The sequence below is a fragment of the Williamsoniiplasma somnilux genome (genome assembly GCF_002804005.1).
GTDB lineage: Bacteria > Bacillota_I > Bacilli_A > Mycoplasmatales > Mycoplasmataceae > Williamsoniiplasma > Williamsoniiplasma somnilux.
In genome coordinates, this window is record NZ_CP024965.1 from 308,568 (window position 1) to 330,210 (window position 21,643).

Here is a 21,643-nt window from a genome sequence, read left to right on the forward strand (position 1 = left end):
TCTTATAAATAAGTAGTAAAAAGAGTAAAATTATATGTATTGGAAGGACTTATTATGATAGCAAAAATAACGTTAATTTTAAAAGATTTTAATGATCAGCTTAATAAAGTAAACAATGTTGAACAATTAGAAGAAATTAAGCAGCAATTTACCGGTAAATCTTCACCATTGAATGAAATTCTAAAAATGATGAAAGATGCTGATGCAACAACGAAGCAAGAGCTAGGTAAAGCCGCTAATGAAGCGCGTGCAAAAATTGCTAATAAATTAAATTTAAAATTAGATGTATTTAATCGTGAAATTTTAAATAGAAAATTACTTAATGATAAAATCGATGTTTCAAAACCAGGCACTGATTTTTCATTTGGGACTAAACACCCTTTGAATTTAGTGATAGAAGAAATTTCTGATATTTTTACAGAAATTGGTTATGAAATGATTAATGGAACTGAAGTAGAATTAGATTTATATAATTTCCAAAATTTAAATTTACCTCTTGGACATCCAGCAAGAGATATGCAAGATACTTTTTATATTAATGAAGAAACTGTTATGAGAACTCATTGTACAAACATGACTTCGAGAATGCTTTCTAAATTAGCTCAAGAGCAAAGTGGAGAAACCAAAAATTTAGCAGCAATTTCTTATGGTAATGTTTACCGTAGAGATGACGACGATGCTACTCATTCTCATCAATTTATGCAAATTGACGGTTTTGCAGTTGGTCCTAAGATTTCGTTTGCAAATCTAAAATGAGTTTTGAAATATATGTGTAAAAGATTATTTAATGACTCAGTAAATATTCGTTTAAGACCAAGTTACTTTCCATTTACTGAACCTTCAGTTGAAGTTGATGTTTCTTGTTTTAAATGTAATGGAGCAGGATGTGCTTTATGTAAGCAATCTGGTTGAATTGAAATTTTGGGTTCAGGAATGATCAATCAGCAAGTATTGGAATTAAATGGTTTAGACCCTGAAAAAATTACTGGATTAGCATTTGGAATCGGAATTGAAAGAATAGCAATGTTAAAGTTTGGAGTTACTAATATTCGTGCTTTTTACGAAAATAATGTTAAATTTTTAGATCAATTTAAATTTTATGGAGAATAGGAGAAAATAGATGATACTAACAAGAAACTGATTATCAAAATTTATTAATCTAAAAGATGTTACTAATCAACAAATTTCTATTGCTCTGAATTCTTTAGGTTTTGAAGTTGAAGAAGAACACGACATTAAAACTTGAAATGATCAACTTGTAATTGGATATGTTGAAGAATCTCAACAGATTGAAGGAACTCATTTGAGATTTAATAAAGTTAATGTAGGCAATCATATTTTAGAGATTGTGTGTGGGGCTCCAAACGTTAATGCTAAACAATTTGTGATTGTTGCTCAACCCGGACAAACTATCGCTAATGGGTTAACACTTGGAGAGAGAAAAATTAGAGGTTACAAATCACAAGGGATGATTTGTGCTTTGAATGAAATAGGAATTAAAAATTCTTTTTTAAGCAAAAAAGAAGCTGACTCAATTTACGAAATTCATTCCGCTAATATCACTAAAGATAATATAGGTAAATCAATTAATGCGATTGGTTTTGATGATTATATTTGAGATATGGATCTAACATTAGATCGTAGTGATGCTTTAGGGGCAACGCAATTAATTAAAGAAATTGCTAATTATTTTAAACTTAACATTGATTGAAATTATTTAAATCCTCAAACAGTTTCATCATTTACTTCAAATGCAATATTTGAAGTTGAATCGGACTTAAATAAAGATATTAATACTTTGGCATTTCAAGAATTTTGTATTAAGAATCAAAAATTTGTTTTAGAAGCAGCAGATGATATTTGATTAAAATTAAATAATGTAAAAACTAAAGAAAATAACTTTGAAGATCTTGCAAATATTGTGGCTATTGAATCTGGTCAACCAATTATTTTAATTGATCAAACTAAAATTAGAGGTTCAATTAAATTAGAATTAAAAAATCTTGAGGGTAAAGATTTTATTTGTTTAACTAATCAAAATAAAATAATTAACATTATTGGTCAAGATATAGAACAAGAATTTAAGGTTTCTGAAACAACTGAAAAGGTTATGGGGATTTATTTAAATTTGAACACAAATTTAATGCGTAAACAACAAAAAAATTTGGATATTTCTAATACATTTACCCAAAGATTTATGAAACCACTAAATTCTAATCTTTTTGAATTTTCATCAAAAGTTTTAGTTGCAAATTTGGAAAGATATAATTTATTAACAAGCCTTTCAAGTATCTATGTTGTCATAGAAAAACCTAATACAAACAATGTCTTTAAAATTTCATTAAAAAAAATTAATGATTTTTTAGGAACAAATTTAAGTAGTGAAAAAATTAAAAAATTATTTAGAACGTTAGACATTAGCATCTCTGGAAATGATGAAGAACTTATTTTTACAGTTGATCTTAATAGAACTGATTTATATGGAAAATATGATATTTGCGAAGAAATCGCAAGACTATATGGTTATGACAACATCCAAGAAGTTGCTCCAACTATTATTGCCAGAGAAAATACTAAAAAAACGGAAGCAAAAATTCAAAATAAAATTTCTGACTATTTAATTGGTCTTGGATTTAACAACACTAAAACTTATTCATTATTAGCAAAAGAAGAAGTATTGAAATGAAATCTTTTTAAACTCAAAGAACCAGTAAACTTAATGTCGCCACTATCCAAACTACACGAAACTTATCGATTATCTTTAATTAGTTCTTTGATAGAGGTTTCTGCATTTAACTCTGCAATAGACAATAAAAAAGTAAAACTTTGGGAAACAGCAGATGTTTATACAAATGATTTACAAAGACAAAAACATTTGGCAATTTTAGTTTCTGGCGATGTTTTGAACGATAAAATGAATGATTCTTCAATTGTAAATAATTACTTCTATTTAAAAGGTGTTGCTGAAAATATTTTTTCTCAATATAAATTAGACGCAAGTAAGATTACCTATTCAGTTTTAGAAAACGTAATTGATGAAATTCATCCTTATGTAAATGCAGAAATAAAATTTAAAGACGAAGTTTTGGGTTACATTTTTCAAGTTAATCCCAAACATGCTAACATTAAAAAAATTAGCAAAACATTTGGGTTGGAACTTAATTTATCAATTGTTGAAAAAAATTCAGAAAAAATATATAGTGTCAAAGCTTTGTCTAAATTTCAACATTCAACAAGAGATATCTCGTTGCTTTTAAATAATGAAATAAAATATGAAGATGTTATTAAACAGTTAACTGCGGGAGTAAATAACTTAATTAATATTAAATTAATTGATGAATACACTGACGAAAAATTAATTAAACAAAACCAAAAATCTTTAGCTATTTCTTTTACTTTTAATAATGTTGATAAACAAATGGATGAAAAAGATATTACCACTGAATGAAGCAAGATTTTAAATAATGCTAATCTTAAAAGTTGAGTTGTGCGTTAATGCTACATAAAGAGTTACGTAAAAATTTTAGTCAAGAAATTAAAAAAAAATTACCAAATTTAGAAATTTACAAATCCATTAATCCACTAATTAAAAAATTTTTAAATGTAGAATTTGACATTGATCTAAAATATTTTAGTAAAATTGAAACTGTTGAAATTTTAGGAATTATTAATTTTGAGCTTTTAGCAATTGATGCACGTGATGGTCATGAATTTCATTATACAAATGAAATTGATTGAAATGATGTTTACACTTTTAATTCTGAACTTAACGATCATGCTAACATTATTTTTGGCGATGATTTCGATATAGAAGCATATGCTATTGAACAAATAAATATGAATATCCCTTTAAACTTAACAATTAATCATGGTATAATTTCTAAGACTGGTTCTGGATGAAGTGTAATGTCTGAGGAAGAATATCTTCAAGATGTTGACCGTGAAGACCCAGACCCAAGATGAGAAAAATTGAACGAATTTTCAAATAAAAATAACAAATAGGAGGTGTTAGTATGGCTGTACCATTTAGAAAAACCAGTAAGGCTGCTAAAAACAAAAGACGTTCTCATTTAGCATTGGCTTCAGCATCAATCGTTTCATGTGCAAACTGTGGTGCTATGATCAAACCTCACCATGTATGTAGAGAATGTGGTTTCTACAAAGGAAAAGAAATTAAAAAAGTTGAAGTTTAATTATTTTTTAAAGAAAAGGCAAGGATTTAACCTTGCCTTTTCTTTTTGCAAAATTTAAGTCAAAAAATAGCATATTTTTAAAAATATGTAATAATAATATATATAGTGGGTGAAAGTGGGGAAAAGTGTCATATGTTATTAGGAACTTTTGAAAATAAATTAGATGATAAATTGCGTTTGACTATCCCTTCGAAAATGCGCGGTCAATTAGGAAATGTCGTTTTTGTCTCTAAAGGATTTGAATGCAGTTTGGAAATCAGAAGTGCTGACGAATATCAAAAATGAATTGATAGTATTTTGTCTTTAGCAACAATGAGTACTAAGGCACGTTTGCTTCAACGTGAAATTCTTGGAAATTCAGCTGAAGCAGAGATTGATTCTTCAGGAAGAATTAAAATTCCATCAAATCTACTAACTTTAGCAGGGATTGCTAAAGATGTTTTTGTTATCGGGGTTGGTTCAAGAATCGAACTCTGAGATAAGAACAAATATAATAAATATTTAGAAGCGAATAGCTCAGAGTTGGAAAAAGTAGCTGACTTATTAAGCGGTTATGTAGGTTAATATGGAAAAGTTACATGTGCCAGTTTTATTAACAGAGTCAATTAAGCTTCTCAATATTAAACCTGGAGGCATCTATGTAGATTGCACTTTAGGAAGAGGTGGGCACTCTAGTGAGATTTTAAAAAAGCTATCAACTGGTAAATTATTTGCAATTGACCAAGATCCTACTGCGATTAAAGAAGGAAAAGAAGTTTTAACAAAAATTTCACCTAACTTTGAAATTTTAGAAGGAAATTTTTTAAATATTTCCGCATTGTTAGCTATTAAAAATGTCTTTAAAGTTGATGGTATTTTATATGATTTAGGGGTTTCTTCGCCACAACTAGATGTTGGTGCTAGAGGTTTCAGTTATCGTTTTGATGGCCCGTTAGATATGCGCATGGATCCTATCAATAATCCATTGACAGCTGCTAAAGTTATTAATACTTATCATCCTAATGATTTGGTGAAAATTTTAAAGAATTTTGGTGATGAAAATTTTGCTGAAAAAATAGTTGAAAATATTATTTTAAAAAGACCAATTAATACAACTTTGGAATTAGTAGATGTAATCAAATCTTCTTTGCCTCAAAAAGTTCTTAAAGCTCAAAAACATCCAGCTAAAAAAACTTTTCAAGCGCTACGAATTTTTGTCAATAATGAAATCGAAGTTTTCAAAGATTCATTGGAACAAAGTTTAGAATTGTTAAATTCAAAAGGACGCATTGTTGTTATAACTTTTCACTCTTTAGAAGAAAAAATTGTTAAGGAAACTTTTAAAAAATTAACAATTTCACCAAGAGATACCGTGATTTCTACATTGCCTATTGAAATTGAATCAGACACTGAGTTTAAACTTGTAATTAAAAAACCTGTTCGGGCAGATAAGACAGAATTAAAGATAAATAATCGTGCACATAGCGCCAAGCTTTGAGCGATAGAAAAGAAATAGGAGGTGAAAAATTATGCAAATACTTGATAAAAGAATTTATGCAACTTGAGAAGTTCAAAATAATAGTTACAATTTTTCTGTTATTAAATACAACGATAAAAATGACATTTTAGTTTTATACAAAGAAAGTTATAATTCTAAAAAAGATTTATTAGATGCTGAAGGCAAAATCATTGACATTAAAGCTGCCGCTAAATATCTAAATGATTTTTGTGAAAAATATGAACAATCTTATAATGGTTATAAACTTTCAAAAATTAGCATAATTCTTCCTTCAAAAAATCTTAAAATTTGCAATAAATATGAAGAAATTTTAATTGAATCTGATGTAAATATTCCAGGACAAGTGAAGAGAGAACAAATTCTTAATTTACTTAGTTTAACAAAACAAAAAGCTGTGAACAATGATTATAAAATTATTAATTCTAAGAGTATAAATTGATTTTTAGATGGCAATCTAACTAATATTGAAGGAATTTTAAAATTAAAAGGTCATAAAATTGGCTTAGATTCTAAAACTTATGAAATTGATAAAACTGTTTATAATACGCATATTCAAGTAGTAAAAATGATTGGTAAAGAAATACTATCATTTTATTTAAATATTGAAGCTTTATATCGTAACATTGATCAAGATTTAAAAAAGAAAAGATCAATGATGATTGTCAATTGAGGTGAAAATTCAATAGAAGCAGCTTATTTTGCAAATGGTGCATTATTAGATTATAAATATATTCCTCAAGGTTTAGCTTCGGTTAGAGTGATAATCGCTAAAATTTTAAAAATCAAAGAAAATATTGCAAATAAGTATTTATACAATTTAGTTGATTTTAATTCAACTAATATCATTGATTCAAATATTCTTTATAAATGAGATAGCGACACTAAATCGCTAAAGAAAAATACTAAAGAAAATCTTAAATTAATTATTCAAAAGCAAATTTCAGAAATTTACAATAATGCAAAATCTTTACAAAATAATAAAAAAGATCAAAATTTAATTATTTATAATTTTGGAGAAATCCGAAAAATCCCTGGTGGAGAAGCACTTTTGAAAAAAAATATTTTAGACAATGAGTTTGTTTATAGTGAAACAATTATGGGAATTAGAAATTCAATAAATATGGAAGCTCTTATTGGTTCAACAAGGATTATGGATAATCGCAATGTTGAGAAACAAAATCGTATGATAACTTCAGTTTACACAGAAAATCATAAAACAATTAACGAAAGACTTAAAAATCAAACCTTCATTAATAAAGAGAATTACAACAAAGACAATAGTGAAAACCCTAAACTAAAACCTTTGTTTCTATTAAATGAAGGTATAATAATTGATAAAAAGGAAACAAATTAAAATTTGTAAATTACAAGGAGGACAATATGTCAAATCAAGAATTTAATCAAACAGCAAAAATTAAAGTAATCGGAATTGGTGGTGGTGGCAATAACGCTGTTAATCGTATGGTGAATGAAAATGTTCATGGAGTAGAATTTATTATTGCCAATACCGATGCTCAAGTTTTGGCTGCATCAAATGCTCCTAAAAAAATTATTTTAGGAGAAAAAATTTCTAAAGGTCTTGGAGCTGGAGCTAACCCTGAAGTTGGTAAACAAGCAGCTTTAGAATCAGCAGAAACAATTAAAGAAGCTTTAGAAGGAGCTGATTTAATTTTTATTGCCGCTGGAATGGGCGGGGGAACTGGGACAGGGGCTGCACCGGTAATCGCTAAAATTGCTCAAGAGTCAGGAGCATTAGTTGTTGCAATTGTTACTAAGCCGTTTAGATTTGAAGGTAAAAACCGTTCTGCCCATGCAATTGCAGGACTAGAAGAATTAAAAAAATACGTTGATTCTGTTATTATTATTTCAAATGATAAGTTATTGGAATATATCGGAGGATTACCAATTACAGATTCTTTCAAAGAAGCTGATAACATTTTAAAACAAGGGGTCCAAACAATTACAGATTTAATTGCTGTGCCTGCAGTTATTAACTTAGATTTTGCTGATGTTCGAACAGTTATGAGTAAAAAGGGTAATGCTTTATTTGGAATCGGAATTGCTGAAGGCAAAGAAAAAGCAGTAACGGCTGCTAATAAAGCGATTTCTTCTGCATTATTAGAAGCTTCGATTCAAGGTTCAAAAGATGTGATTGTTAATGTTACTGGTGGTAAAAATATTTCATTAAATGATGCTTACGATGCAGTTGATGTTGTTCAACAAGCGGTTGGCAGTGAAGAAACTAATATTGTGTTCGGAATTGCTATTAATGATGCATTAGAAGACGAAATTATTGTGACAGTAATTGCGACTGGTTTTGATCAAGATGATAATCACAAATATGTTACTCCTCAATCAGGAATTGTAGAATCAACAAGACAACGCAATTTAAATCAAGCTTTAAATACTGATCTAAGTTCTTTACAAAATCGTTCAGGTGATTTTGTAAAGAAATCTTCTGATAATGTCGAAGATGAGATTGATGATGATTTCCCAACTTTCTTAAAATAAGATGTTCAATTTTTTAAAGAAAAATAAATTTAATGTAGATTCAGAATATAATTCTAATAACATTATTAATGATGTTGAAGAGTTAAAAACTTTCAGGGAAATCGAAGGAGATAAAAATTCTGAACCAACATTAACAAAAACTATAACTAAAGACGTTAATCGTCGTACAACATTATTTCAACCAAATGCTTTTTCGGTTATTAAACCAATGGTCGATGAATTAATTCAACATAAAATAATTTTAGTAGATTTATCAAAATTAAGCGAAGTTGATCGTAAACGTACAATCGATTTCTTAACAGGAGTTATGTATTCTTTAAATGGTGAATTTAGTAAAATCGAAAATAAAGTTTATAAATTTATTGTTAGAAAATAAAGTTAAATTTAAAACCAATCAACATTCCGGTTGATTGGTTTTTTGTTTTAAATTAATTATTTTTTTTCATTTGCTTAATTAATTAAAGATTGGCAATTGTAAAAAAACTATTGTTTAAGTGATTTTTTTGTAACAATTAATAATCTTAATTATTTTTTAAATATATTTATATCAATAAACAATCCTTCAATAAAATACTATAAGTGTTATCAAGTATATATAAATTTAAATTTTTAGTATAATCATATTGTAGGAGATAAAATGTTGTTTTAAAAAACACTAAATTTTATATATCTCTTTTAATTTAATATTCATTTTTATTATTTAAAAAAGTAATATGTTCTTAACATCTTGCTATTTGAAAGGAACAAAATGAAAAAGGAAAATAGTAAAGTAAGAAGTAAATTAAAATATGTTTTAATTTTACTTATTCTATTTATTACTATTGCGACAATATCTTTTGTGGTGCTTCAATTATCGCAAAAAAACATAAAAAATATTTCAGAAATAAAAAATGAACTTCAAACCACTTTAAATAATAAACTTAATTCCAAATGAGATGTAAATGAACTTCAGAAAGAAGTTGACAACAAATGAGGGACTAAACAAATAACTGTAAAATTTATTTCTACCAGTGATAAAGAAAAAACAAATAATTATGTAAATAATTATATGAATATTTTTGAACGGAAAATTCACAATGACACTTATTCATTTATAGGTAATGCTTCTAAAGAAAACAATTTTATATATAGTGGGTCAATAAATTTAATTCATAGTTATAGTGATATTAATAATAATTTGCAACCAATTACAAAAATAAACGATGACCTTCAAAAAATATTGGATGAAAAAACAAATCAAGCTTGAACATTTAGAGAGTTGCAAGCAAGAATTAATAAAGATTATGGTGATGGTTCAATAACCGTTGAAGAGTTAGAAACAACTACTGAAAATTTTTTTTCAAAAACGACAGAATGAAAGTTTATTGGTAATGGGACTTTAGAAAACACATTTCCATACGAAGGTTCAACTATTTTAAAACATAAATGAGACGATAGTTTGGTTTCATTTATTGATATAACTTTAGTTGAACAAGAATTAAATGAAATACTTCAGTCTAACCATAATTCTGAATGAGATAAATGGAAATTAGAAGAAGCGATTGTTGAAAGCGGACTTGAGACAAACGGTGGAATTACTGTTGAAAAAATAAGGTCAAAAAAAACTCGTTCTTCAATTGGTGGACCTCAACAAACCACATGAGAATTTACTGGTAATGCTAATGAAAACAATGATTTTATGTTTGAAGGTAAAATGGCTCTTGTTCATAATTGGAATGACAAAATTGACACAACACAAGATATTTCTGACAAAGAAATAGTTAATAGACTTCAAATAATTTTAAACTTACCTGATTACAAAACTAAATCTTGAAATAAAAATAAATTAGAACAAGCAATTGTAGATGCCAAAATTGATATTGCTGGTGGAATAACTGTTGAAGAAGTAGAAACAGTAGAAACTACTCGTTCTTCAATCGGCGGACCACATATTACCATTTGAAAATTTATTGGTCATGGAAAAGAAAGTAATAATTGAAAATACTGAGGAACTATAAATTTAAATCATGAATGAAATAATAAAAAAGACACAACAAAACCAATTTCTAACATTAAAGTTGAATTAAAAGCGATGGTAAATTCAACAGAATATAAAAACAAAGCTTGAATTCAAGATGATTTGCAAATGGCTGTTAACAAAAAATGAGCAGGAGCAGGAATCACTGTATCTCAAAAAAATATTTCATCAATTCATTTATTTGAAGAAAAACCACAAGTTACAACTTGAATATTTACCGGTAATGGAACTATAAACAATAATTTACCATATAAAGATAGTGTTGAAATAATTCACAATTGAGTTGAATTAATTCCAGAAACTCAAGATATTGAATTAATTAAAGATGAACTAACACTAATAATTAATATGGAAAAAGACAAAACTTGATCTAAAATTGAATTGCAAAGTGAAGTCGACATTACATATGGAGTTGGAGAAATAACAGTGATTGATCAGAATGAAGCAATAAAAGGTCGTTCTTCAGAAATTGTACCAATGTTTAAAACGTGAATATTTAAAGGAAACGATACAGCCGAAAACCAATTAAAATACTCCGGAGAAACATCAGCAATTCACTCTTGAACAGAAAAAATAGATACATCAATAGATATTTCAACTATTAATGATAAATTAAATATTTTAGTCAATGATGAAGCTCACAAAGATAAACCCTGAACCTTAGAAGAATTGCAAAATACTGTAAATTCAAAATTTAATGATGGAGAAATTGAGGTTCAAATTAAAATTAAAAACAGTAATTTTGTTGATAACAATGAACATGATGACACTTACGTTTTTATTGGAAAAGGTAATATTGATAACAGTTATAAATATAAAGGTTTAACAGAAGTAACTCATATATGAACTTTAATTTAAGAAGTGTTAAAAACATTTTGAAATAAAATAAAAAGTTTGTGCGGCGAACTTAATTTCGCAAAAAGGAGACTAATATGAAAAAAGATAAACCAATTTTTAAAAAAATGGGCTTATTATTTGTAACGGCTTTACCATTCGCTGGATCAGCAGTCTTTGCAATTAGCGCAATGAAATATAATGTAAAAAACGATTCAAAGAATATCAGTGTTCTAGAAAATACATTACAAGACATTTTAAATGAAAAAAAAGATTTTCCTTGAACTAAAACAGAACTTGAGAACAAAATTGTTCAAAAAAAACTTGATATTGATGGAGGAATATCAGTTCAAGAATTAGGATCAAAAAGAACAACAGCAAAAAATGAACGTGAAATTATTACAACTTGAAAATTCATTGGTAATGCTAAGATAACTAATCCTTACACTTATAATGATGAAATTATCATTGAACACTATCACACAGAACCAAGAAATAGTGTTCAAAGCATTATTAAAATTCAAAAAGATTTACAAAAAGTTTTAAATAGTAATCTTGATGAATGAAATAAACAAAATTTAGAAGCTGCAATTGTTGCGGCAAATATTGACATCACCGGAGGTATTACAGTTGAAAATACTGGAACTTCATTTTTAAGATCATCACAAATTGTTTGAAAAACAACATCATGAACCTTTATGGGTAATGGAGTTAAATACTCAGGCAAAACAACACTAAGTCATAAGTGAATAAGTAAAACTGATGCAAGCATAGAGATAGATACTATCAAAGATAAATTGAATGATGTTGTAAATAATCGGAAAAAAACTCAATGAACGGTTGATGAATTAAAAACGGCTATTTTCTCGGCTGGAATAGATGTTAAAGATGGTTTTGATATTGAAGATATCACACCTAAATCAGAGCAAAATCGTTTAGGTGAAGGAGGGCCTAAAACAACAATCTGAAAATTCACAGGCAAAGGTTCAGTTAATAACAATTATAAATACAAAAATTCTGTAACAATTAATCATGCATGAAATGATTTACATGATGTTTCTCAACATATTTCCCATGCTAAAGAACAAATAATTGAAATTTTAAATTCTAGAACTAATAATGCTTGAAACGAAACAGATTTATTAGAAGCATTAACTAGTTCAAAAAATCCGATTGATATCAAAGGAGGTTTAACAGTTTCTAAGTTAGAAAATTCTAAAACTCGTTCTTGACAAGGTTCTGATCATATTGATTCATGAAAAATTATAGGAAATGGAAGAGTTGACAATGATTATAAATATAAAGGGGAATTAACTTTAAAACATGAATGAAGTGATAAATCGGATACGACACGTGAGTTAAGCGAAATTCAACCAACCATTGAAAACATTGTTAGTGAGAGAAAAGATTCTTTATGGACTCAATATGAATTGCAAAAAATTATAGATGATTCTGGTTTAGATCCTATCAAAGGAGCAATTATTGTTTCTAAGCAAGAAGTTTTTAATGAACGTTTGCATGAAAATTTGAGTGGTTCAGAAACTTGGGTATTTACTGCTCGAGGTAACAAAAACAATAATTTTAAATTCAAGGGTTCAATAACTGTCGTTCATAAGTGAAGTACGACAAAAGATAAAACTAAAAGCATTTTAGAAAAAAGTTTAGATCTAAAAACTATTTTAAATTTAAGAACTAGTAGTTCTTGATCCAAAGAAGAACTAGAACAAGAAATTGTAAAAGCGGGAATTGATTCTCAGGGTGGTATTGAAGTTAAACAAATAAATATAGATTTAAATACACGTTCTTGAGGTGGTAGTTGAGAAAAAGCATCTTGAGAATTTAGCGGTAAAGGTGATATAAGTAATGATTGAAAGTACAATGGAAGTGTTACTTTAAATCATGAATGAGATAATAGTTATGATACCACTGTTGATATTGGCAATGTAGAATCTTTATTACAAGGAGTTTTGGATTCACGACCAAGAAGTGCTTGAACCAAAGAGGAATTAGAGACCGAATTAGTCTCAAAAGGCATTGATGAACAAAATGGGATATTAGTAAAACAAGTGATTCCCAATATTGAAAGTCGTTCATCAGTTGGAGCAGAAATCGAAGATACTTGAGAATTCATTGGTAACGGAAATGAATTAAATCAATATTTGTTCAATGGTAAAATTCAATTAAGACATCAATGAAGTGATAAAATGGATACCACTGTTGATATTGCTACTATTATTAATGATTTACAAATAATTTTAAATTCTGAAGAATACAATAAAAAAACTTGAGATAAACCCACATTAGAACAAGCTATTGTGGACGCTAAAATTGATCTTGTAGGAGGAATTACTGTTGAAGAAGTTGACACAGTAAAAAATATTCGTTCTTCAACAGGAGGACCACATATTTCTACTTGAAAATTTACTGGTCATGGAAAAGAAAGTAATAATTGAAAATACAAAGGTAGTACAGTATTAGAACATAAATGAAATAATACAATTGATACAACAAAGCCGATTTCTGTTATTCAAGATGAGTTAAAAGCAATGGTAAATTCTGCAGAACACAAAAACAAATCTTGAACTCAAGAAGAATTACAAATGGCTGTTAACAAAAAATGAGTAGGATCTGGAATTACTGTATCTCAAAAAAACACTTCATCAACTCGTTCATTTGTTGAAACACCAAAAACCACAACTTGAATTTTTACAGGTAATGGAAATATAAATAATGATTTACCATATAATGAAAGTATTGAAATAGTTCACAATTGAATTCAAATTACTCCAACGACTAAACACATTGAATCAATTAAAACCGAACTTGAAACAATAATTAATAAAAGAAAAGATAAAACTTGAACTAAAGTTGAATTGCAAAGTGAAATTGACAATGTATATGGTCTTGGAGAAATAACGATTATTGATTCAAGCGAAATAATTAAAGGTCGTTCTTCAGGAACTGCATCTCTTTCAAAAAATTGAACATTTAAAGGAAATGGTACAGATGCAAATCAATTAAAATACTTCGGAGAAACTTTAGCAATTCACTCTTGAACAGAAAAAATAGATACATCAATAGATATTTCAACGATTAATGATAAATTAAATATTCTAGTCAATGATGAAGCACATAAAGAAAAAGCTTGAACATTAGCTGATTTGCAAAAAGCTGTTAACACACGTTATGGCGTTGGAGAAATTGAGGTTAAAGCGAAAACTAGAAACATTCGTCTTGCTGAGAAAAAAGAACATAGAAATACTTACATTTTTATTGGAAAGGGTAATATCGGAAATAATTATAAATATAAAGGTTCAACAGAAGTAGTTCATGTTTGAAATCAAAGAATTAAGGACATTTCTATAAATTGATGAAAAGATCAGCAAGTATTAACTATTCTTCATGGAATTTTAAATAGTAAACCATTAATTTATAAATGAACGGTAGATGCATTTCAAAAGGAAATTGAAGCAAAATTTCCACCAATGTCAGGACTTAAGGTAATTAGTGCTACGCGATCAATTGATTTTAAGGAATATATTTATATTCAAGGAATTGCCACAATGGATAATGATTTCATTTACTATGGAGATGCACAAATTTGAAGGTATTGATTATAAAACATTATAAAAATTATTAATATTTAAAACCAAATGATAATTTTGTAAATAATTAAAGAAATAAAAATTGAAATTGAAAGAATTAAATCTTTCAATTTCAATTTTTAAAATTATTGTTTTATAACGATTTTACAACGGTGTACAGTGTCTTAATAAAAATATTATAAATACCATCAACAATACATAACTATAAATTTTAGTATAATTACATTATAAGAGAGATAAGATTATTTTTTAAAAAAATATTAATTTTTTATATATCTCTCTTAATTTAATATTCATTTCTATTATTTAAAATAACAAAATGTTAAAAACATTTTGTTATTTGAAAGGAACAAAATGAAAAAGGAAAATATTAAATTAAGAAGTGAATTAAAATGTGTTTTGATTTTAATTATTTTATTGACTATTATTTTAAGAATATTTTTTGTTGTGTTTCAATTATCGCAAAGACGCAAAAAAAATATTTCAAAAATAAAAAATGATTTTCAAAACATTTTAAATAATAAATTTAATTTTAAATGAGATGTAAATGAACTTCAAAAAAAAGTTAATAACAATTGAGAGTCCATAAAAATAACTGTAAAATTAATTTTTACTAATAATGAAGAAAAAACAAAAGACTCTGTAAATAATTACATGAGTATTTTAGAACGGCAAATTGATAATGGCATTTATTAATTTATAGATAATGTTTTTAAAGAAAATGATTTTATATATAAGGAATCAATAAATTTAATTCATATTTATAATGATATTAATAATAATTTGCAACTAATTACAAAAATAAAAGATAATCTTCAGAAAATGTTAATAAAAAAAATTAAACTTGAAAAAACTTGAAAATCGGAAAATTTGTAAACAAGAATTAATAAAAGTTATGTATTTTATTATTTAATAAATGTTGAAGAATTAGATATAAATACTGAATTTTTTTTCAAAAAAATAGAAATTTACTGATAATAAAACTTTAGAAAACACATTTGCATATAAAAATTCGCCTGTTTTAAAACACAAATTAAATGAAATATTTCAATCTAATAATAACTCTTAATGAGGTAAAAATAAATTAGAGCCAAAATTGCAAATGATGGCATTTATATTATATTAGAGATAATTTTTGAAACAATAAAAACTATTCGTTCTTCAATCAGTAAGTAACAAGTTACTATTTAAAAATTTGCTGATAATAAAAAAGTAGTGATTAAAAAAACTAAGAAACTACAACTTTAAATTATGAGTTAAATAATAAAAAAAATTTAACAAAACAATTTTTAAAATTCAAGTTGAATTAAAAGCAATAATAAATTCGGGAAAACACAAAAACAAAACTTGAATTCAAGACTTTCTAAAAATGACTATTGACAAAAAAAGAACGAGATTTGAAATTATTGCATCTTAAAAAATTTTTTATCAATTTGTTTATTTAAAAAAACCATTAATCATGACATGAGGAGTGTTTATTGATAATGAAATTATAAACATTGATTTATCATATAAAAATAGTGTTTAAATAGTTTCCAAAAAAAATTTAATTAATTCCAAAAGCTCAAAATATTAAATTAACAAAAAATAAATTTATATTAATAATTAATATTAAACAAGATATAACTTTATTTAAAATTTAATTGCAAAGTTAGCTTGATACTACACATAAAATTAGAGAAATAATATTTATTGATCAAAACGAAGTAATGAAATTTTGTTTTTCAGAAATTATACTACTATTCAAAACCTGAACATTTAAAGAAAACGATAAAGCCAAAAATAATTAAAATATTTCAAAAAAGCATCATCAGTTTGTCATTGAATAAAAAAACAAATAAATCAATAGATATTTTAACTATTAATGATAAATTAAACATTTTAGTCAATGATAAAAATCACAAAAATAAACCTTAAATTTTAGAAGAGTTGGAAAATACCATAAATTCAAAATTTAATGACGGAGAAATTGAGGGTCAAGTTAAAACTAAAAACAGTAATTTTGTTGATAACAATGAACATGATGATATTTGCGTTTTTATCGAAAAGGTTAATATTGAAACAGTTATAAATATAAATGTTTAAAAGAAGTAACTCATATACGAACCTTTATTTAAAAAGTGTTAAAAACATTTTTAAATAAAATAAAAAGTTTGTGCGGCGAATTTAATTTCGCAAAAAGGAGATTAATATGAAAAAAAATAAACCAACTTTTAAAAAAATGGGCTTATTATTTGTAACGGCTTTACCATTTGCTGGATCAGCAGTCTTTGCAATTAGCGCAATGAATTATAATGTAAAAAACGATTCAAAGAATATCAGTGTTCTAGAAAATACATTACAAGACATTTTAAGTGAAAAAAAAGATTTTTCTTGAACTAAAACCGAACTTGAGAACAAAATTGCTCAAAAAAAACTTGATATTGATGGTGGAATATCAGTTCAAGAATTAGGATCAAAAAGAACAACAGCAAAAAATGAACGTGAAATTATTACAACTTGAAAATTCATTGGTAATGCTAAGATAACTAATCCTTACACTTATAATGGCGAAATTATCATTGAACACTATCACACAGAACCAAAAATTAGTGTTCAAAGCATTATCAAAATTCAAAAAGATTTACAAAAAGTTTTAAATAGTAGTCTTGATGAATGAAATAAACAAAATTTAGAAGCTGCAATTGTTGCAGCAAATATTGATATCATTGGAGGTATTACAGTTGAAAATGCTGGAACTTCATTTTTAAGATCATCACAAATTGTTTGAAAAACAACATCATGAACCTTTATAGGTAATGGAGTTAAATATTCAGGTAAAACAACGTTAAGTCATAAGTGAATAAGTAAAACTGATGCAAGCATTGAGATAGATACTATTAAAGATAAATTGGAAGACGTTGTAAATAATCGAAAAAAAACTCAATGAACGGTTGATGAATTAAAAACGGCTATTTTCTCGGCTGGAATAGATGTTAAAGATGGTTTTGATATTGAAGATATCACACCTAAATCAGAGCAAAATCGTTTGGGTGAAGGAGGTCCTAAAACAACAATCTGAAAATTCACAGGTAAAGGCTCAGTAAATAACAATTATAAATACAAAAATTCTGTAACAATCAATCATGCATGAAGTGATTTACATGATGTTTCTCAGCACATTTTTCATGCAAAAGCTCAAATAATTGAAATTTTAAATTCTAGAACTAATAATGCTTGAAATGAAACGGATTTATTAGAAGCATTAACTAGTTCAGAAAATGCAATTGATATCAAAGGAGGTTTAACGGTTACTAAATTAGAAAATCCTAAAACTCGTTCTTGACAAGGCTCTGATCATATTGATTCATGAAAATTTACAGGACATGGAAAAGCTGACAATGATTATAAATACAAAGGTGAATTAACTTTAAAGCATGAATGAAGTGATAAATTGGATACGACTCGTGAGTTAAGCGAAATTCAACCAACCATTGAAAACATTGTTAGTGAGAGAAAAGATTCTTCATGGACTCAATATGAATTACAAAAAGTTATAGATGATTCTGGTTTAGATCCTATCAAAGGAGCAATTATTGTTTCTAAGCAAGAAACTTTTAATGAACGTTTGTATGAAAATATAAGTGATTCAGAAACTTGAGTATTTACTGCTCGAGGTAACAAAAACAATAATTTTAAATTCAATAATTCAATAACTGTTGTTCATAACTGAAGTACAACAAAAGATAAAACCAAAAGCATTTTAGAAAAAAGTTTAGACTTGCAAACTATTTTAAATTTAAGAACTAATAGCTCTTGATCTAAAGAAGAACTAGAACAAGAAATTGTAAAGGCGGGAATTGATTCTCAGGGTGGCATTGAAGTTAAACAAATAAATATAAATTTAAATACACGTTCTTGAGGTGGGGGTTGAGAAAAAGCATCTTGAGAATTTAGCGGTAAAGGTGATATAAGTAATGATTGAAAGTACAATGGAAGTGTTACTTTAAATCATGAATGAGATAATAGTTATGATACCACTGTTGATATTGACAATGTAGAATCTTTATTACAAGGAATTTTAGATTCACGACCAAGAAGCGCTTGAACCAAAGAGGAATTAGAGACCGAATTAGTTTCAAAAGGCATTGATGAACAGAATGGGATATTAGTAAAACAAGTGATTCCCAATATTGAAAATCGTTCATCAGTTGGAGCAGAAATTGAAGATACTTGAGAATTTATCGGTAACGGAAATGAATTAAATCAATATTTGTTTAATGGTAAAATTCAATTAAAACACAAATGGAGTAATAAAATGGATACCACTGTTGACATCGCCGCTGCTATTAATGATCTACAAATAGTTTTAAATTCTGAAGAATACAATAAAAAAACTTGAGATAAACCCACATTAGAACAAGCTATTGTGGACGCTAAAATTGATCTTGTAGGAGGAATTACTGTTGAAGAAATTGACACAGTAAAAACTATTCGTTCTTCAACAGGAGGACCACATATTTCTACTTGAAAATTTACTGGTCATGGAAAAGAAAGTAATAATTGAAAATACAAAGGCAGTACAATATTGGAACATAAATGAAATAATAAAATTGATACAACAAAGCCGATTTCTGTTATTCAAGATGAGTTAAAAGCAATGGTAAATTCTGCAGAACACAAAAATAAACCTTGAATTCAAGAAGAATTACAAATGGCTGTTAACAAAAAATGAGTAGGAGCTGGAATTACTGTATCTCAAAAAAGTACTCCAACAACTCGTTCATTTGTTGAAACACCAAAAACAACAACTTGAATTTTTACAGGTAATGGAAATATAAATAATGATTTACCATATAATGAAAGTATTGAGATAGTTCACAATTGAATTCAAATTACTCCAACGACTAAACATATTGAATCAATTAAAACCGAACTTGAAACAATAATTAATAAAAGAAAAGATAAAACTTGAACTAAAGTTGAATTGCAAAGTGAAATTGACAATGTATATGGTCTTGGAGAAATAACGATTATTGATTCAAGTGAAATAATTAAAGGTCGTTCTTCAGGAACTGCATCTCTTTCAAAAAATTGAACATTTAAAGGAAATGGTACAGATGCAAACCAATTAAAATACTTCGGAGAAACATTAGCAATTCACTCTTGAATAGAAAAAATAGATACATCAATAGATATTTCAACCATTAATGATAAATTAAATATTCTAGTCAATGATGAAGCACATAAAGAAAAAGCTTGAACATTAGCTGATTTGCAAAAAGCTGTTAACACACGTTATGGTGTTGGAGAAATTGAGGTTAAAGCGAAAACTAGAAACACTCGTCTTGCTGAGAAAAAAGAATATAAGAACACTTATATTTTTATCGGAAAGGGTAATATCGAAAACAATTATAAATATAAAGGTTCAACAGAGGTAGTTCATATTTGAAATCAAAGAGTTAAGGATATTTCTATAAATTGACCAAAAGATCAACAAGTATGAAATATTCTTAATGCAATTTTAAATAGTAAACCATCAAGTTATAAATGGACGGCAAATGCATTTCAAAAGGAAATTGATGCAAAATTTCCACCAATGTCAGGACTTAAGGCAATTTGAGTTCTTCGATTACCTGATTATAAAGAATATATCCATATTGAAGGAATTGCCACAATCGATAATGATTTTATCTATTATGGAGCTGCACAGATTTGAAGAACTTGAATGTAAACAATAAAAACATTATAAAAATTATTAGTGTTTAAAAATTAAATGTTAATTTCATAAATAATTAAAGAAACAGAAATTGAAATTGTAAGAATTAAGTCTTGCAATTTCAATTTTTAAAATCATTGTTTTTTATAAGGATTTTATACCGATGCATAATGCCTTAATAAAATATTATAAATACCGTTAACGATATATAACTATAAATTTTAGTATAATTACATTATAAGAGAGATAAGATTATTGTTTAAAAAAATATTAATTTTTTAAGTATCTCTCTTAATTTAATATTCATTTTTATTATTTAAAAAAGTAAAATGTTTTTAATATTTGCTTTTTGAAAGGAACAAAATGAAAAAGAAAAATAATAAATTAAGAATTGAATTAAAATATGTTTTGATTTTACTTATTTTATTGTTTACTATTGTCACAATATTTTTTGTAGTTTTTCAATTATGACAAAGATACAAAAAAAATATTTCAAAAATAAAAAATAATCTTCAAAACATTTTAAATAATAAGCCTAATTTCAAATGAGATATAAATAAACTTCAAAAAAAAGTTAACAATAATTGAGAGTCTATACAAATAACTGTAAAATTGTTTTTCACTAGTAATGAAGAAAAACCAAATTATTTTGTAAATAATTATATGCGTATTTTTAAACGGCAAATTTGATAAATGCCACTTATTAATTTAATAGATAATGTTTTTAAAGAAAATGATTTTATATATAATGAATCAATAAATTTAATTCATATTTATAATGATATTAATAATAATTTGCAACTAATTACAAAAATAAACAATAATATTCAGAAAAATATAAAAACAAAACTTGAATTCAAGATGTTCTACAAATGACTATTGACAAAAATGAACAGGAATTAAAATTATTTTATACTAAAAAATTTTTTGATTAATTTGTTTATTTGGAAAAAACCACAAATCATAACATGAGAGTTTATTGATAATGGAGCTATAAACAATGATTTACCATATAAAGATAGTGTTTAAATAATTCAAAAATGAATTAAACTCATTTTAAAAAATCAAAATATTAAATTAACAAAAGATGAATTTATATTAATAATTAATATTAAACAAGATATAGATTTATTTAAAATTTAATTGCAAAGTTAGCTTGATACTACACATAAAATTAAAGAAATAATATTTATTGATCAAAACGAAGTAATGAAATTTCGTTTCTCAGAAATTATACTACTGTTCAAAACCTGAACATTTAAAGAAAACGATAAAGCTAAAAATAAT

General features: G+C 26.4%; 15 protein-coding genes. All 15 read left to right on the forward strand.

The genetic code is table 4. The features are described from left to right. Window positions 1–54: 54 nt before the first annotated feature. The 15 genes from pheS (at window position 55) to ESOMN_RS01420 (ending at window position 21,049) form a co-directional block, all read left to right on the forward strand. Complete coding sequence (gene pheS / locus ESOMN_RS01355) at window positions 55–1,110, forward strand: phenylalanine--tRNA ligase subunit alpha (RefSeq protein WP_024863880.1); 1,056 nt, start codon at window positions 55–57, stop codon at window positions 1,108–1,110. Between the two features lie 10 nt (window positions 1,111–1,120). After that, window positions 1,121–3,496 carry a phenylalanine--tRNA ligase subunit beta gene (pheT, locus tag ESOMN_RS01360; RefSeq protein ID WP_024863881.1) on the forward strand — a complete coding sequence of 792 codons (2,376 nt, stop codon included), beginning with the start codon at window positions 1,121–1,123 and terminating at the stop codon, window positions 3,494–3,496. Next, entirely contained in the window at window positions 3,496–4,002 is a 507-nt protein-coding gene (locus tag ESOMN_RS01365) for a YceD family protein (RefSeq protein WP_024863882.1), read from the forward strand. The genes pheT and ESOMN_RS01365 overlap by 1 nt, the downstream gene beginning before the upstream one ends. 11 nt (window positions 4,003–4,013) lie before the next feature. Continuing rightward, the gene (rpmF, locus tag ESOMN_RS01370) at window positions 4,014–4,193 is read left to right on the forward strand and encodes a 50S ribosomal protein L32 (protein WP_024863883.1); all 180 of its coding nucleotides are present in this window, start codon (window positions 4,014–4,016) and stop codon (window positions 4,191–4,193) included. Window positions 4,194–4,325: 132 nt separating this feature from the next. After that, the gene (gene mraZ, locus ESOMN_RS01375; RefSeq protein ID WP_024863884.1) at window positions 4,326–4,757 is read left to right on the forward strand and encodes a division/cell wall cluster transcriptional repressor MraZ; all 432 of its coding nucleotides are present in this window, start codon (window positions 4,326–4,328) and stop codon (window positions 4,755–4,757) included. Window position 4,758: 1 nt separating this feature from the next. Continuing rightward, window positions 4,759–5,688 carry a 16S rRNA (cytosine(1402)-N(4))-methyltransferase RsmH gene (gene rsmH, locus ESOMN_RS01380; protein WP_024863885.1) on the forward strand — a complete coding sequence of 310 codons (930 nt, stop codon included), beginning with the start codon at window positions 4,759–4,761 and terminating at the stop codon, window positions 5,686–5,688. A gap of 13 nt (window positions 5,689–5,701) precedes the next feature. Next, window positions 5,702–7,045, forward strand: a complete 1,344-nt coding sequence (locus ESOMN_RS01385; protein ID WP_024863886.1) for a cell division protein FtsA — start codon at window positions 5,702–5,704, stop codon at window positions 7,043–7,045. Window positions 7,046–7,071: 26 nt separating this feature from the next. Then, window positions 7,072–8,202 (forward strand): cell division protein FtsZ, encoded by a 1,131-nt coding sequence (gene ftsZ, locus ESOMN_RS01390; protein ID WP_024863887.1) that lies wholly within the window; start codon window positions 7,072–7,074, stop codon window positions 8,200–8,202. A 1-nt stretch (window position 8,203) separates the two neighbouring features. Beyond that, window positions 8,204–8,578, forward strand: a complete 375-nt coding sequence (gene sepF / locus ESOMN_RS01395; protein ID WP_024863888.1) for a cell division protein SepF — start codon at window positions 8,204–8,206, stop codon at window positions 8,576–8,578. Between the two features lie 372 nt (window positions 8,579–8,950). After that, window positions 8,951–11,077: a hypothetical protein gene (locus ESOMN_RS01400; RefSeq protein WP_024863889.1), complete on the forward strand. Its 2,127-nt coding sequence runs from the start codon at window positions 8,951–8,953 to the stop codon at window positions 11,075–11,077. A 74-nt stretch (window positions 11,078–11,151) separates the two neighbouring features. Continuing rightward, on the forward strand, window positions 11,152–14,673 hold the full coding sequence (locus tag ESOMN_RS01405) for a hypothetical protein (RefSeq protein WP_100608752.1): 3,522 nt from the start codon (window positions 11,152–11,154) through the stop codon (window positions 14,671–14,673). Window positions 14,674–15,012: 339 nt separating this feature from the next. Continuing rightward, entirely contained in the window at window positions 15,013–15,354 is a 342-nt protein-coding gene (locus tag ESOMN_RS01410) for a hypothetical protein (protein ID WP_024863890.1), read from the forward strand. 1,233 nt (window positions 15,355–16,587) lie between these two features. Beyond that, the gene (locus tag ESOMN_RS03810; protein ID WP_156920197.1) at window positions 16,588–16,743 is read left to right on the forward strand and encodes a hypothetical protein; all 156 of its coding nucleotides are present in this window, start codon (window positions 16,588–16,590) and stop codon (window positions 16,741–16,743) included. Window positions 16,744–16,849: 106 nt separating this feature from the next. Further along, window positions 16,850–20,371, forward strand: coding sequence for a hypothetical protein (locus ESOMN_RS01415; RefSeq protein ID WP_100608753.1), 3,522 nt, complete (start codon window positions 16,850–16,852; stop codon window positions 20,369–20,371). A gap of 348 nt (window positions 20,372–20,719) precedes the next feature. Next, window positions 20,720–21,049: a hypothetical protein gene (locus ESOMN_RS01420; protein WP_024863185.1), complete on the forward strand. Its 330-nt coding sequence runs from the start codon at window positions 20,720–20,722 to the stop codon at window positions 21,047–21,049. Window positions 21,050–21,643: the final 594 nt, after the last annotated feature.